Source organism: Pseudomonas sp. KSR10, assembly GCF_022355455.1.
Classification (GTDB): Bacteria; Pseudomonadota; Gammaproteobacteria; order Pseudomonadales; family Pseudomonadaceae; genus Stutzerimonas; species Stutzerimonas stutzeri_E.
Map to the genome: position 1 here is coordinate 1,338,419 of NZ_JAKOEN010000019.1, position 15,060 is coordinate 1,353,478.

Annotated in this window: 14 protein-coding genes and 1 tRNA gene; 3 read left to right on the forward strand and 12 right to left on the reverse strand. The window is 63.9% G+C overall.

Features of this window, described 5'->3' with window-relative positions; translation table 11 throughout:
• Positions 1-18 precede the first annotated feature (18 nt).
• Together MCB86_RS15015 and gabD are read right to left on the reverse strand one after the other, a co-directional pair.
• Positions 19-2,124 carry a 3-hydroxyacyl-CoA dehydrogenase NAD-binding domain-containing protein gene (locus MCB86_RS15015; protein ID WP_239611373.1) on the reverse strand — a complete coding sequence of 702 codons (2,106 nt, stop codon included), beginning with the start codon at positions 2,122-2,124 and terminating at the stop codon, positions 19-21.
• A gap of 297 nt (positions 2,125-2,421) precedes the next feature.
• Positions 2,422-3,870 (reverse strand): NADP-dependent succinate-semialdehyde dehydrogenase, encoded by a 1,449-nt coding sequence (gabD, locus tag MCB86_RS15020; protein WP_239611374.1) that lies wholly within the window; start codon positions 3,868-3,870, stop codon positions 2,422-2,424.
• A gap of 329 nt (positions 3,871-4,199) precedes the next feature.
• Between gabD and MCB86_RS15025 the strand changes: the two genes are divergently transcribed.
• Positions 4,200-4,276, forward strand: a tRNA-Arg gene (locus tag MCB86_RS15025).
• Between the two features lie 85 nt (positions 4,277-4,361).
• Here MCB86_RS15025 and MCB86_RS15030 read toward each other — a convergent pair.
• From MCB86_RS15030 to MCB86_RS15040, 3 genes are all read right to left on the reverse strand, one after another.
• On the reverse strand, positions 4,362-5,669 hold the full coding sequence (locus tag MCB86_RS15030) for a citrate:proton symporter (RefSeq protein WP_045164275.1): 1,308 nt from the start codon (positions 5,667-5,669) through the stop codon (positions 4,362-4,364).
• A gap of 73 nt (positions 5,670-5,742) precedes the next feature.
• On the reverse strand, positions 5,743-6,072 hold the full coding sequence (locus MCB86_RS15035) for a hypothetical protein (protein WP_196298706.1): 330 nt from the start codon (positions 6,070-6,072) through the stop codon (positions 5,743-5,745).
• The gene (locus MCB86_RS15040; protein WP_239611375.1) at positions 6,072-7,424 is read right to left on the reverse strand and encodes an acyclic terpene utilization AtuA family protein; all 1,353 of its coding nucleotides are present in this window, start codon (positions 7,422-7,424) and stop codon (positions 6,072-6,074) included. The genes MCB86_RS15035 and MCB86_RS15040 overlap by 1 nt, the downstream gene beginning before the upstream one ends.
• A 99-nt stretch (positions 7,425-7,523) precedes the next feature.
• Between MCB86_RS15040 and MCB86_RS15045 the strand changes: the two genes are divergently transcribed.
• Together MCB86_RS15045 and MCB86_RS15050 are read left to right on the forward strand one after the other, a co-directional pair.
• Positions 7,524-8,396 (forward strand): LysR substrate-binding domain-containing protein, encoded by an 873-nt coding sequence (locus MCB86_RS15045; protein WP_045164278.1) that lies wholly within the window; start codon positions 7,524-7,526, stop codon positions 8,394-8,396.
• Between the two features lie 124 nt (positions 8,397-8,520).
• Positions 8,521-8,889: a PH domain-containing protein gene (locus tag MCB86_RS15050; protein WP_045164279.1), complete on the forward strand. Its 369-nt coding sequence runs from the start codon at positions 8,521-8,523 to the stop codon at positions 8,887-8,889.
• A gap of 31 nt (positions 8,890-8,920) precedes the next feature.
• Here MCB86_RS15050 and MCB86_RS15055 read toward each other — a convergent pair whose 3' ends face one another.
• Genes MCB86_RS15055 through MCB86_RS15085 form a run of 7 tightly spaced genes read right to left on the reverse strand, consistent with a single transcriptional unit; the run spans position 8,921 to position 15,051 of the window.
• Positions 8,921-9,337 carry a VOC family protein gene (locus MCB86_RS15055; protein WP_045164280.1) on the reverse strand — a complete coding sequence of 139 codons (417 nt, stop codon included), beginning with the start codon at positions 9,335-9,337 and terminating at the stop codon, positions 8,921-8,923.
• Positions 9,338-9,396: 59 nt separating this feature from the next.
• Positions 9,397-9,855 (reverse strand): heme-binding protein, encoded by a 459-nt coding sequence (locus MCB86_RS15060; protein WP_052679352.1) that lies wholly within the window; start codon positions 9,853-9,855, stop codon positions 9,397-9,399.
• A gap of 24 nt (positions 9,856-9,879) precedes the next feature.
• On the reverse strand, positions 9,880-11,052 hold the full coding sequence (locus MCB86_RS15065) for an alpha-hydroxy acid oxidase (protein ID WP_239611376.1): 1,173 nt from the start codon (positions 11,050-11,052) through the stop codon (positions 9,880-9,882).
• A complete protein-coding gene (locus tag MCB86_RS15070) occupies positions 11,042-12,052 on the reverse strand; it encodes a D-glycerate dehydrogenase (RefSeq protein ID WP_239611377.1) in 1,011 nt (336 codons plus the stop codon). The genes MCB86_RS15065 and MCB86_RS15070 overlap by 11 nt, the downstream gene beginning before the upstream one ends.
• Before the next feature lie 3 nt (positions 12,053-12,055).
• The gene (locus tag MCB86_RS15075; RefSeq protein ID WP_239611378.1) at positions 12,056-12,985 is read right to left on the reverse strand and encodes a dihydrodipicolinate synthase family protein; all 930 of its coding nucleotides are present in this window, start codon (positions 12,983-12,985) and stop codon (positions 12,056-12,058) included.
• Positions 12,986-13,041: 56 nt separating this feature from the next.
• On the reverse strand, positions 13,042-14,550 hold the full coding sequence (locus tag MCB86_RS15080) for a tripartite tricarboxylate transporter permease (RefSeq protein ID WP_230623720.1): 1,509 nt from the start codon (positions 14,548-14,550) through the stop codon (positions 13,042-13,044).
• Between the two features lie 33 nt (positions 14,551-14,583).
• Complete coding sequence (locus MCB86_RS15085; RefSeq protein WP_045164284.1) at positions 14,584-15,051, reverse strand: tripartite tricarboxylate transporter TctB family protein; 468 nt, start codon at positions 15,049-15,051, stop codon at positions 14,584-14,586.
• Between the last annotated feature and the right edge of the window lie 9 nt (positions 15,052-15,060).

A 15,060-nucleotide genomic window follows, 5' to 3' on the forward strand; every position in this document is an offset into this window, starting at 1 on the left:
ATTGCAGGCGGGTCGCGCTCATTGCCCGGCCTGCCATTCGGTAAAGGTGCGGCCTTCGGCGGCCAGTTTTTCCAGCAGCGGCGCTGGCTTCCACCAGTCGCCGCAACGTGCGTGCAGTTCCTTGACCCGCACCAGCACGGTGCCCAGCCCGACGCTGTCGGCATAGAACATCGGCCCGCCGCGGAAGGCCGGGAAGCCGTAACCGTTCAGGTAGATCACGTCGATATCGCTGGAACGCTGGGCGATGCCTTCTTCGAGGATCTTCGCGCCCTCGTTGACCAGCGCAAAGATGCAGCGCTCGACGATGTACTGCTCGTCCAGCGCCTTTCGCTCGATGCCCTTCTCCTGCGACGCTGCTTCCAGCATAGGCGCGAGTTCAGGGTTCTCCAGCGGCGTGCGGTTGCCCGGCTCGTAGCGGTAGTAACCGGCACCGGTCTTCTGCCCGAGCATGCCTGCGGCGCAGAGCTTGTCGGAGACGGTGGGGAAATCCAGATGTGCCGGCAGCGTCGCGCGCTGGCGCTTGCGGATCGCCTGGCCGATGTCGAGGCCGGACAGGTCGCGCATGGCGAACGGCCCCATGGCCATGCCGAAGTTGCGCAGCGCAGCGTCGACCTGTTGCGGCGTGGCGCCCTCTTCCAAGAGGAATTCCGCCTCGCGGCCGTACTGGAAGACCATGCGGTTACCGACGAAGCCGTCGCACACACCGACCACCACCGAGACCTTTTTCAACTGCTTGCCGATGGCCATGGCGGTCGCCAGCACTTCATTGCTGGTCTTCTCGCCGCGCACCACTTCGAGCAGGCGCATGACGTTGGCGGGACTGAAGAAATGCAGCCCGACCACATCTTCAGGACGCTTGGTGAAGGCGGCGATAGCGTTCAGATCAAGTGATGAGGTGTTGGAAGCGAGGATCGCGCCGGGTTTGCACACCGCATCCAGCTGTTCGAAGACCTGCTGCTTGACGCCCATTTCCTCGAATACCGCTTCGACCACCACATCAGCATCGGCGAGCACGGCGTAATCGGTCACGCCCGTGATCAGCGCGAGGCGCTTTTCCATTGCGTCTTCTGTCAGGCTGCCGCGCTTGACGCTCGCCGCATAGGTATCTCGAGCGCGCTGCAGGCCACGTTGCAGGGCCTCGTCATTGAGTTCCAACAGCTTCACCGGCACACCGACATTGGCGAAGCTCAGGGCGATCCCGACGCCCATGGTGCCGCCGCCGATCACCGCGGCCGTCTTGATCGGGCGTGGCTTCACATCGGACGGCAGGTCATTGATCTTGCCGGCCTGGCGCTCGGCGAAGAATGAATGAACCAACGCACCCCGCTGTGGCGAGTTCAGGCACTCGGCGAACAGCTCACGCTCACGCTTGAGACCTTCGGCCAGCGGCAGCTTGGTTGCCGCCTCGACCGCCGCGATACAACGCAGCGGCGAGAACAGCCCAGGCATACGTTTGGCGACTTCGGCATGCTTGGCGCGGATCAGCGCCTCATTGTCGGCACCCTCCAAGCCGCGGGTCTGCTCGCCGGTGCGACGCGGTGCGCGGCCTTCTTCGACCATACGGCGGGCATAGGCCAGGCCGCTTTCGCGCAGATCACCCTCGAAAAGCTCATCGACGATGCTGTGCTCAACCGCCTCGGCAGCACTGATCGGCGTGCCACTGACGATCATGTCCAGCGCCTTCTCGACGCCGGCCAGACGCGGCAGGCGCTGCGTGCCACCGGCGCCGGGCAACAAGCCCAGCTTCACTTCAGGCAGCCCGACCTTGGAATCCTTGCGGGCGATGCGGTAATGGCAGCCCAGCGCGACTTCCAATCCGCCGCCCAAGGCGGTGCCATGAATGACGGCGACGCTCGGCTTGCTGCTGCCTTCAATGACCTCGATCACCTCCGGCAGGCTCGGCGCTTGCGGGGGCTTGCCGAACTCCTTGATGTCAGCGCCGGCAATAAAGGTAGTGCCTTCGCACACCAGCGCCACTGCTCGGACTTGCTGGTCCGCTTCGGCGCTCTGAAAGGCCTGCAACAGACCTTCACGCACCGCCTGGCCGAGGGCGTTGACCGGTGGATTGTTGACCGTGATCAGAGCAATCTCGCCCTGAAGTTCGAGCCGTACGACGTCCGTCATGGCAGGCCTCCGCTTTGTGAAATGTGATTGGATTTATGATTTCACGGAATCATGTTTCGCACAGCAGAATAGTTGACTCATTTCCGCATGTCGAGAGACTGGCAATAATCCCCGCGGCTAGCAAGCGACATAAACCATGCCGCGCTCGGGGCATAACCGAGGCTTGGGAACTCTGCCATGCGAGATGGGCAGACGAGCGGCGCTCAGGGCACGCCGGTCATCAGGCAATGACGAAACCGGAACGAAAAAAAGAGCCAGCCCTGGATAGGAACTGGCTCCTCGTGGAACAGTGCGGGTTTACAACCCCAGGCAGAGGTATTTGATTTCCAGATAATCCTCGATTCCGTACTTCGAGCCTTCGCGGCCCAGACCGGAGGACTTCACGCCACCGAACGGCGCCACCTCGGTGGAAATCATCCCGGTGTTGATGCCGATCATCCCCGACTCGATCGCCTCGGCCACGCGGAACACGCGGCCCAGGTCGCGGGCATAGAAGTACGCAGCCAGGCCGAACTCGGTGTCGTTGGCCAGAGCGATGCCCTCGGCCTCGTCCTTGAAGCGGAACAACGGCGCCAGCGGACCGAAGGTTTCTTCCTTGGCCACCTTGGCGTTGTGCGGCACGTTGACCATCAATGTCGGTTCGAAATAGCTGCCACCCATCTGGTGCGCCTTGCCGCCGGTAACCAATTGCGCGCCGTTAGCGACTGCATCTTCGATATGCTCCCTGACCTTGGCCGCGGCCCGGTCGTCGATCAGCGGGCCGATGTCGGTGCCCTCTTCCAGCCCATTGCCGACCTTGAGTTTTTCCACTGCGGCCTGGAATTTCTTGGCGAAGGCGTCGTAGACGCCGTCCTGCACATAGATGCGGTTGACGCAGACACAGGTCTGGCCGGCGTTGCGGTATTTGGACTGCATCGCGCCTTTCACCGCCTCGTCGAGGTCGGCATCGTCGAATACCAAGAACGGCGCGTTGCCACCCAGCTCCAGCGATACCTTCTTGATCCCCGGCGCGCATTGCGCCATCAGCTTCGCACCGACTTCGGTGGAACCGGTGAAGGTGATCTTGCGCACGGTCGGGTTGGCGGTCAGCTCGTCGCCGATGTCGCCGGCCGAGCCAGTAATGACGCTGAACACGCCTTTCGGGATGCCGGCACGCTCAGCCAGTTCGGCCAGCGCCAACGCAGAAAACGGTGTCTGGCTCGCCGGTTTGAGCACCATGGTGCAACCGGCCGCCAATGCCGGGCCCGCTTTGCGGGTGATCATCGCCGCCGGGAAATTCCACGGCGTGATGGCCGCGGTCACACCGATCGGCTGCTTGATGACGATGATGCGCTTGTCTTTCTGATGGCCCGGGATGGTGTCGCCATAGATGCGCTTGGCTTCTTCGGCGAACCACTCGATAAAGGAGGCGGCGTAGGCGATCTCGCCCTTGGATTCAGCCAACGGCTTGCCCTGCTCCAGCGTCATCAGCCGACCCAGATCGTCTTGGTTCTCCATCATCAGCTCGAACCAGCGGCGCAGCTTCTGCGAACGCTCCTTGGCGGTCAGGTCACGCCAGGCCGGCAGTGCGCGCTCGGCCGCTTCGATGGCACGGCGGGTTTCGGCGGCGCCCATCTTCGGCACGGTACCGAGAATCTCGTTGCTGGCCGGGTTGTTGACCTTGATGGTCTGGCCGCTGTCCGCGTCCTGCCAGGCGCCGTCGATATAAGCCTGCTGGCGGAACAGCGAAGTGTCTTTGAGTTGCATGGCAGTCTCCTGAAAGCCGGCGCGATGCCGGGAATTGGACCGAGGCCGTCTGGCCGATACGGGGGCGATCAACAGTGGAACCGTCCGACCTTGTCAGAGCGAGGGATGACCTCAGGGTTCCTGTTATGGGGCGAAGCGTTTGAAATCTCGAACGAATGCTAGGCCTTTCGCCCGATAACAGGCAACACCATGTTCGGAAAAATTAACGCTCCATAGCCCAGCCTGATGGTCGCTCGACTCGCCACCGCAGCCCTAACGCGATTCGCCACCCAGCTGTCCAAGCGCCATGGACGACCGCGGAGGACATGCGTATGATTGCGCCCCGCAACGCACTCGTAGCTCAGCTGGATAGAGTACTGCCCTCCGAAGGCAGGGGTCGTGGGTTCGAATCCCGCCGAGTGCGCCATCTTCAACGCAAAAGCCCCGGATGAAAGTCCGGGGCTTTTGCGTTTCGCGTCATGCCATTGCCATTGCCATTGCCATCGCGGCGATCAGACCTGCACCGCACCGATCGCCAGGGCGAAGGCCAGCATGACCAGGCTCACGCCCCACGCCCAGAAGAAGGTGAAGGCGATGTGCTTGCGCAGCTCGACGCCGGCCAGGGCGAGCGCCAGGTAGACGCTCGGGACCACGGGGCTGATGGCGAAGCCGGTGTTTTCACCGATCAGCATGGCCCGTGCGACAGCCTCCAGCGGCACACCTGCGGCCACCGCGACGTCGCGGATCACCGGCAGCAGGGCGAAGTAGTAGGCATCCGGGGAGAAAATCATGCCCAGCGGGACGCCGAAGGCACCGATAATCACGTGCAGGAACTGCGCCGAGCCGGCGGGCAGGATCTCGATCAGCGCGAGCGCCATGCCGTCGGACATCTTCGCGCCGGACAACACGCCCAGCAGTACCGCCGCGGCCATCATCACCAGCACCATCTGCAGCGCATCCGAAGCGTGGGCCTTGAGCCGTTCGGCCTGGGCGTCCAGCGAGACGAAATTGAGCGGCAGTGCGATACCCAGGCCGACCATGAAACAGGCGTACAGGGGAAAGATACCGGTGAACAGACAGGCCAGGATCGCGCCCGTCAGGGCTACGTTGAGCCAGTAGCGCAGCGTCCTGGGCGACAGCGCGTGTTCGCGCGGCTCGGGCTGGGTCGACGCGAAGTCGATCGTCGCCGCAGCCCCCAGCGACACCGGCCGGCCACGCTGAGCGCGGCGGGCGAGCAGCACCGCAACGATCAACATGCAGACCAGGCCGACCGCCTGTACCGGCAGCAACCCCAGCCACAGCTCGGTGGCGTCCAGCCCGGACACCGCGGCCGCACGCGCAGTGGTGCCGCCCCAGGGCACCATGTTGCCAACCCCGGCGGTGGTCCCGACCAGACACAGCAGCATGGCGGGGCTCATGTTCAACCGCCGATAAAGGGGCAACAGCGCCGGAATCGTCAATAGAAAGGTCGCTGCGCCCACTCCGTCCAGGTGCACCACGGCGGTGACCAGCACCGTGACCACAGCCACCGCCAGGGGCTTGCCGCCGGTGCTGCGGATCAGCAGGTTGACCAGCGGATCGAACAGGCCACGATCACGCATGATGCCGAAGAACAGGATGGCGAAGAGGAACAGTGCCGCCGTCGGTGCGACGGTGATCAAACCACTCTTGATGAACTCACCTATCTGCTGCGGGCTGAAGCCGGCCAGCAGGCAGATGGCGACGGGAATGGTGGTGAATGCCACCACCGGACTGATCCGGCGCAGCAGAATCAGCACGATGATGCTGAGCATCATCAGAAAGCCCAGGGTTGTGATCATGTGGTTTGCCTCGTCTTGTTTTTATAGTCGGGACCGGCATGCATCGCCGGCATGGATACGGCGGTAGCAGCGGTCAGCCAGTCGGTGGCGCGGGCAAGCGCATCGACAGCAACAGGTAGCTCAGGCTCTTGCCGTGTCGGTCGAGCCCGGGACTTCGGTTGACGCCCCCTTCCAGCGCGTCTTCCAGGACGAAATTCAGCACCCGGAGACTGTCGAGCTCGTAGCGGCGAACCTTGCTCGGCCGACGCGTAGCGAACTGCTCGGCGACGCGCTCGCAGGTCAGCTCGCGCTGCAGCCAGGCATAGTGCGCGTCGTTCAGCGGAAACACCGCGATGCTGAGAATGTTGCCCTTATCGCCGGCACGGGCATGGGCATAGTCGGCCAGGGTGACGAATGCGCTCATCAATACCACTCCAGGGATGTTTCGATTTCATCGCGGGGGATCAGAAAGCTTTGCGTGGTGATGCTTTCGCTGACATGCCGACGCACCCCACCGCCGCCTGCGGGCCCATTGGTGTAGAGCGACTCCACCTCGCCCAGCAGCGCGTCGATCAGGTGTTTGTCCCGGTGCGTGAGTCCGACACGAACACGAACGTCTTCCAGCTCAGGCGCCCGCTCCAAACGCTGCGCCAGATACTCGCCGCGGCTGTCGTTGAACAGGCTGGCAACGCCGGACAGATCGATCCAGGGCTCGATCTGCGGCGCCAGTTGCGCGAAGCGCTGTAACAGCACGTCCCGCGCCAGCCGGGCGCGGGCCAGCGCGGCCGGGCCGGCGTAGGAAATCTCGCCCTCGCCGAACCAGAGGCCGCGCAGGCCGACCAGCCCCTTGAGGGTGTCCGGCTGCGGATGCCCCTGGATACCGCTGACTTCGACGCGGTTCTCGCCCTGTTGGTGAACACGCGCCGTGCCCAGGTCGAGCACCACATCGGGGGTCAGGTAGCGGCGTGGATCATGGACTTCATAGAGCAGTTGTTCCCTGACGGTACGCTCGCTGACAAAGCCGCCACTGCCGCCAGTCTTGGTGATCACCAGGCTGCCGTCCTCGCCCAGTTCGACGATGGGGCAGCCGAGGTTGGCCAGATCGGGAACGTCTTTGATGCCGGGATGGGCGAAATAGCCACCGGTGACCTGGGTGCAGCATTCCAGCAAATGCCCAGCGACGGTGGCGACGGCCATCTTCTGCCAGTCATCGCGCGCCCAGCCGAGCCCATGGCGCGCTGGCCCGACGGCCAAGGATGGGTCGGCGACGCGCCCGCAAAGAACGATCTGTGCGCCCTGCTCGAGCGCCTGCGCGATGCCGTCGGCACCGGTATAGACATTGATCGAGACCCGCCCTTCGACCGGCGTCTCGGCGGGCAACCAGCGGTCCAGCGCCGCGGTGTCAGCCTGCAACAGGTCATCGCCCAGCACGCAGGCGATCCGCGTCTGTGCGTGGTGTGCTCCAAGCAACCCGCGTAGCCGCCGCGCGGCAGCCTGGGGATTGGCCGCACCGCCATTGGTGATGATGGGTATCTGGTGTTCGAGGCAGAGCTCGAGGATCGGCTCGATGAAATCGAACAGCCGCGCCGCATAGCCCAGGGCGGGATCGGCACGCTTGCGCAGCTGTGCTTCGGCCAGGGTGCGCTCGGCCAGCAGTTCGAGCATCAGGTAGCGTTGGCCGTCACGGCCGGCCAGATCCCTGGCGAGCCGCAGCGCGGCATCGGGGCGGTCATTGGCAAAGCCGGCACCACAGCCGATGTGGATGATTTTTGTCATAGGGGCTCCACTGCGGTTTGCCTGCATGGTGGAGCTGCGTCATTCTTCTGTGAATTCGAAAAGTACGATCAATTGATTCACTATTTTTATAGGTAGGCCATGAACGTCTCGTTCCGTCAGCTACGTGCATTCGCTCTGGTTGCCGAGAGCAGCAGCTTCACCCGCACCGCCGAACTGCTGCATCTGTCCCAGCCGGCGCTGAGTTACACCATCCGCAAGCTGGAAGAGTCGCTCGGCCTGCAGCTGCTGGCGCGCAACACCCGCATGGTCGAGCTGACCCCGGCTGGTCAGCATTTTTTGACCCAGGCACGGCGGATGCTGCGGGACATGGAGGATGCGGTGCGCGATGCGCGTGAAACGCTGGCGCTGACCCGCGGCATCATTCGTCTGGGTGCGCTGCCGACCGCCGCGGCGTCGTTCCTGCCCGAAGCCATTGCCGCCTTTGCTCAGCAGCATCCGGGCATCGAAGTCCATCTGCGGGACGGCCGTGCCGGCGAGATTCTCGGTTGGCTGCAGAGCGGCGAGGTCGAAGCCGGAATCACCTCGTCGCCCGCTGAGGGGCTGAGCCTGAACTTCGAGCCGCTGCTGGACGATAACCTGGTGCTGCTGGTGCGAGAGGATGCCAAGCGGTGCACGCAATGGCAGAGCCTGCCTTATATCGCACTCACGCCGGACACCAGCATCCGACCGCTGGCCGACGCCGCGCTCAGGCACCTGGGCATGCAATCGACACCCGTCTGGGAGGTGGCGCACATGAGTTCGGTGGTGGCGCTGGTGCGTGAGGGGCTGGGGTTTTCGCTGCTGCCGGCCAGCTGCGCGTCGGTGTTCAATATCGAGCGGTGCACCACGGTGCCGGTCGAACAACCGGCACGGCGCTCGATTGGTCTGTTGGAAACCCGGCCGGTGTCACGCTCGCCATCGTTGGCCGCGTTCATGGCATTTCTACGCAAGCGGCTCGAAGCCCGCGTTTGAGCGTTCGCTGGGTCACGCTGTCACCGTGGCCATGATAAATGCGCTTGAGGCCGGGTACGGTGCAGCCGTGGACAGGATTAGTTTCCCTTGCTCAACTGACGCAAACCAGAACCGAGGAACGCGAATGATCGACTTCAACAACAAGGGCTTCTTCAAGCTCAAGCAGAACGACGAATACGCGGAGCGGGTCAGATCCCTGCTGCTGGACGGTGAACAGGTAATCGACGCCTACAAGTCCATGCGCGACGGCGTGGTATTCACCAACAAGCGCATCATCGCGGTCAACGTACAGGGCATCACCGGCAGCAAGAAGGATTTCACCTCGCTGCCCTACAAGAACATCGTTGCCTATTCGATCGAAACCTCCGGGACCTTCGATCTGGATTCCGAACTGGAGATCTATTTCTCGTCGCTGGGCCAGGTGAAGTTCGAGTTCACCGGCAAGACGTCGATCGTGGAAATATCCAAGCACATATCGAAGCACGTGTTTTGAACCAACGGGCGGGGCATTCACCACGCGGCGGTCAGTCCAGCAATTGCGGGTTCCACACCACTTCCCAAAGGTGGCCGTCCGGGTCCTTGAAGTAGCCGGAATAGCCGCCCCAGAAGGTGTCATGCGCCGGTTTGACGATGACCGCGCCGGCCGTGGCGGCTGTGGCCATGACGGCGTCGACTTCGGTCTTCGATGACACGTTGTGGCCCAGCGTCATTTCCGTCGAACTGGCCGGACCGAGGGCCAACCCGGTGTCATGCGCAATGCTGCTGCGCGGCCAGAGGGCCAGACGCAGACCAGGTTGTAGCTGGATGAACGCAACCGCACCATGCTCGAATTCCTGTCCAACAATGCCTTCGCAGGCCAAGCCCAGACCATCGCGGTAGAACCGCAACGACGTTTCCAGGTCCTCGACTCCGAGGGTGATGACGGTGATACGAGGCTGCATGGTCAGACTCCGTTACGGATCATGGCTTTGCGGCCAGAGTAGAACGGGGCTCCGGCGATTCAACCCGCTCGCTCGACCGCCTCGGCGCCAGCACTCGCGACCTGCGCGGCTTCGCTGCGGTGGACGCCGTGCACGCCAACCGCACCGATGCAACGGTCGTCGACATAGATCGGCATCGCGTCCGCGACGCAGCGCAGACGCGGAGAAGACCGCATCAGTGGCGCCGTCTCGAGCAGACCGCATCGCTCGACGGCCGCAGCCCGCTGGGCCTTTCTGATCGCGCAGCGGGCGCTATCGGGCGGGCTGCCGTCGAGTTTCACCAGGCCAAGCGGCTCGCCCGCGCTATCGACTACCGCGATGGATACCGCCCAGCCACGGCGCTCGGCCTCGGCACGTGCCGCGCGCAGAGCGGCTTCGGTGCGCTGCATGCCGAGCTGGTAACGATCTTCCAATGGCGGAGGCCCCGCATAGATGGCAGCCTCCACATCCCATAGTCCTGACAGCAGTCCACGTCCCATAAGCCCTCCGCTAGCGGCTTTGCGCTAGTTCTTGTTATTGATCAGGCAATCGCGGGTGACGTCCTCGATCCGGGTCAGCCCCAGCAGCGCCATGTCTCGCTGCAATTCGGCGCCCAGCAGTCCGATGGCGTGGGCCACCCCCGCCTCGCCCGCATAGGCCGCGGCGTAGTTGAATGGCCGGCCGATGAACACCATGCGCGCGCCCAGCGCCAACGCCTTCAACACATCGGTGCCGCGCCGGAAGCCGCTGTCGACCATGACCGGCAGTTCGCTGACCGCTTCCACCACCCCAGGCAAGGCCGCCAGCGCCGAGATTGTGCCGTCGAGCTGGCGCCCGCCGTGGTTGGACACGATCAGCGCATCCGCACCCACGTCGCGAGCCTTGCGCGCATCGTCCGGGTGGAGAATGCCCTTGACCACCAGCTTGCCCGGCCACAGCCGTCGGACCCGTTCGAGATAGCGCCAGTTGAGGTGGCTGCGACCCGAGAAATCCCGCTTTACGTTACCGGACAGGATCGCAACGCCGCGCGTGGCGTAGTTGTTCTCGAAGTGCGGCATGCCGTGGTTGATCAAGGTGCGCAGGAAGGTGCCGAACAACCAGCGCGGCCGCACCAGCCCGTCGTAGGCCAGCCGCAGACTGGGACGCAGCGGTGAACTGAAGCCCGAGCGGGTGTTGTTGTCGCTGTTGGGCGGTACCGGGTAATCGACGGTGATCACCAGCTTGTCGAAGCCGGCGCTGCGCACGCGCTCGATCAATGCCTCGATGCCGGCTTCGTCGCCCGGCAGGTAGGCCTGAAACCAGTCCGTGTTTCCGTTATCGAGCACGTCCTCCATGCGGATCAGCGAGCTGCCGCTGAGGATCATCGGAATGCCGGCCTTGGCTGCCGCCTGTGCCTGCACCAGATCGCCGCGGTAGGCCGAGAGCGCGCTGATGCCCATTGGTGCGATGCCGATCGGCAAGGCGTAGCGCTGACCCAGCAGCTCGGTTTCAAGCGCAATGTTGGATACGTCCACCAGTGCCCGTGGCAGGAACGAATACGCATCGAAGGCGCTGCGATTGGCCCGGGCGGTGTGCCCATCTTCGGCGACATTGGCGATGTAGCCGTAGATCGGCCGTGGCAGATGGCGCTTCGCAGCGTGATCGAGATCGTGCAGGTTGAGAATCGACGCCAGGCGGCGCGAGGGGTTACTGGGCATTTACAGACGGGTCCTGCTGATTCTGGAACCCGTTCGGGCGGGCCTCCGGGTTGACCAGATCCCGCGGGCGCTCGCCGCGCAGGGCCTGAGTGATGTTTTCTACCGCGCGATGGGCCATGGCTTCACGGGTTTCATGAGTCGCCGAGCCGATGTGCGGCAGGGTTACCACGTTGTCCATGCGCAGCAGCGGCGACTCTTGCAGCGGTTCACGCTCGAAGACGTCGAGCCCCGCCCCGGCGATCAGTCCCTCGTCGAGCGCCCGAATCAGCCCGGCCTCGTCGATCACCCGGCCGCGGGCGATATTGATCACGAAGGCCGAACGCTTCATCGCCTGGCATTGTTCGTAGCCGAGCAGGTGCTCAGTCTGCTCGGTGAGCGGTACGGTCAGGCAGACGAAATCCGACTCGGCCAACAGCTGCTCGTAGCTGCGACGCTGCAGGCCCCACTCGGCCTCCAGCGCCGGTTTGGGCGACGCGTTGCTGTACAGCACCTGCATATTGAACCCGCGTGCGCGACGGGCGATGGCCTGGCCGATGCGCCCGAGGCCGACCAGACCAAGGGTTTTGCCATGCACGTCGTGACCGAAATGGGGCTCGCCGACGTGCTGGGTCCAGCGACCCTCGCGCACCATGTTGGCCAGTTCGACCAGTCGCCGGGCGCTGGCCATGATCAGCATGAAGCCGGTGTCCGCGGTTGTCTCGGTAAGCACGTCCGGGGTGTTGGTCAACACGATGCCGCGGCGACTCAGCTCGGCGACCGGCAGGTTGTCGTAGCCCACCGAGATGGTCGCGATGGCTTCCAGCGCCGGCGCCCCATCGAGCAACGCCGAGGTGACCTGCAATTTGCCGCCAATCAGGCCGTGTGCTTCGCGCAACGCGGCGGTGACGGCCTCGGGCTGCAGCTCCGGCTCTTCGAAATAGGCAACCTCGAAGGCTTCATGCAAGCGTTGCAGGTGCGACTCTTTAAGCCGCCGCAAGGCGACGATTCGTTTCTTGTGCATCGATCACTCCAGATCAGCTGTTTTGAGGCCGGGCATGTCGAAGCCGGCATCGTCGAGCAGCGCGAACAACTCGGCGCGCTGCCGCTCGTCGAGTGCCAGCAGTGGCGCCCGCAGTCGTGCCCACTGCTCGTCAACACTGAATCGTGCCGTCGCGGCCTTGAGCGCCGCGATCACCGGGAAGCGTTCGAAGATCTGCCGCGTACGTACCAATGCCGCCTGCTGTTCGTCGGCATCGTCTGCCTGCCAGCTTTTGGCAAGGCGCGCGATGGCGCCCGGATTGACGTTGGCCGTGGCGCTGATACAGCCGGCTCCGCCTGCGCGCAAGGTCTGTAACAGAAAGGATTCGCTGCCGGCATAGACCTGAAAACCGTCCGCGCCGAACTGCTCGATAACGGCACGGGTGTTGGACCAGTCGCCGGAGCTGTCCTTCAGCCCGACGATGTTGCCGGGATAAGCCCGGAGCAGCCGCTCGATCAACGCCAACGACAGCGGCACCTGGGACACCGGCGGGATGTGGTAGAGGTAGATGCGCAGGCGTTCGTCGCCGACCCGTTCGACCACCTCGCTGAAATAACGGAACAGCCCCTCGTCGGACACGCCTTTGTAGTAGAACGGCGGCAGCATCAGCACCCCTTCCACCCCTTGGGCTACCGCGTGCCGGGTTTGCGCGACGGTGTCCGGCAGCGCGCAGCTTCCGGTGCCCGGCATCAACCGCGCGGCGGGAATCCCTGCGTCGATGAGCGCATCGAACAGCCGGATCTTTTCTCCGACGGCCAACGAATTGGCCTCGGAATTGGTGCCGAACACGGCCAGCCCGACGTCCTGATCCAGCAGCCAACGGCAATGCGCCACGAAGCGCTTGGTATCCGGCGAAAGATCCGCACCGAACGGCGTAATGACTGGCGACCAGACACGCCCGCTTTCCTGACTCATGATGCTCTCCTCTTGTTGTGATTATCTGGCAGCCCCGCAGGCTGCCAGCCATGACCTCAGGCGAGGCGTATGCGACGGCGAAGCGGTGCGAGCAGCCAGCGGAAGATCGGCGTCGCCTGCAATATCGAAAGCAACGCGATGGATAGCAGCACTACGGCGATTGGGCTGGTCAAAAAGATCCGATAATCGTCGTTGCCGATCAGCATCGACTGGTGGAAGGCGTTCTCCATCACCGGCCCTAGAATCAGGCCGATGACCATGGGTGCCGGGGATACACCGGCCTTGGCCAGCCAGTAGCCGAACAGGCCGAAACCGAGCATCAGTCCCACCTCGAACAGGCTGTTGTTGAGCGCGTAGGCGCCGATGATGCACAGCGCGATGATGGCGCAGGCGACGAAGCCGTCCGGAATGCGGGTGACCGCCACGCTGGCTTTGGTGAACATCAGGCCTACGCCGAGCAGGCCGATATTGGCGAAGATCACCGCCCAGATCAGCGTGTAGGTGACGTCGCCATAGTCGCTCAACAGGTTCGGCCCGGGCAGAATGCCTTGCACCATCAACGCCCCGAGCAGGATCGCGGTGGCCGAGCTGCCGGGAATGCCCAGCGCGATGGTGGGAATCAGCGCACCGCCAACCACCGCATTGTTCGCCGCCTCCGGTGCCGCGACCCCGGCCGGATCGCCATTGCCGAAGCGACTCTTGTCCTTGGCGAAACGCTTGGCCTCGTTATAGGCGAACCAGCTGGCGGTATCGCCGCCGGTCCCAGGGATCAGCCCCACCACCACACCGATACCGCTCGAGCGCAGGATGTTGGGCATCAGCGCCTTCAATTCGCCGAACTTGGGAATCAGCCGGTCGGTAATACGGCTGGCGATCTTGGCCGCACCATGGGAATTCTCGATCAGCGACAGCGCCTGGGGTATCGAGAACAAGCCGATCAGCGCCACCGTAAAGCTGATACCGGAGAACAGATTGATGTTGCCGAAGGCCATGCGCGGCGTGCCGGTCATCAGGTCCATCCCCACCGTACTCACCAGCAATCCGACGGCACCGGAAAACAGCCCGTTGATCACCGACCCCTGCGCCAGCGAGCCGATGATGGTGATGCCGAGCACGGCGATGGCGAACAGCTCGATGGGGCCGAACTCGACCACGATGCTGCCGAGCAGCGGTGCCGCCAGCAACAACGCGATGCCGCTGATGGTGCCGCCGATAAAGGAGGCGAACAGCGAGATTCCCAGCGCCTTACCCGCCTGGCCCTGCTGTGACATCGGGAACCCGTCGAGCACCGTTGCGGCGGCCGATGGGGTGCCCGGTGTGCGCAACAGGATCGCCGCGATGGAACCGCCGTAGGAGGCACCGACATACAGCGAGGCGAGCATGCTCAGGCCGGTGGCGGTATCCATGCTGAAGGTCAGGGGCAACAGCAGGGCCAGCGCCATGGTGGCGGAGAGCCCCGGCATGGCGCCGACGAACAGCCCCAGCAGGATGCCCCCGAAAATGGCAGCGAAGTTGGCCAAGGTCAGCACGTTGACCAACCCTGTCATGACGATCGAACTTTCCACGGAAAAGGCCTCGTCGGAAATGGAAGGGAGCGGTCAGGCGATCGCTGACGGCAACAACGGTATGGGAAGCCCCAGGAACTGCACGAACACCAGGCATACCACCGCCACCAGTACCACCGTGCCAATCACGGCGAAGCGCATCGATACGGTGCGGATCAGCACCAGCGCCAAGGCCATGAACAGTACGGTCGCCAGCACATAGCCGAGCGTGGTGATGGCCGCGACGTAGGCTACCGCCAGCACGAAAACCAGGGCTGTCACCGCGTAACGTGGCGGGGCGGCGGGTGCTTCGCTGGCAACCGCTGGCTCGACCTCACGTTGCCGGGCCGCGCGCCAGCGCAGCAATTCCGAACACACCATGGCCAGCGAGAACAGCCCCACCGTGACCGAATAGATCAGCGGCATCTGCGCTGCGGCTTCTGGATAGCCCTGCGCGTTGCTGAAAAACACCATCGCCAGGGCCATGCCAAAGAGTCCGAGTACCAGCCTGTTCATGTTCATGGGCGCCTC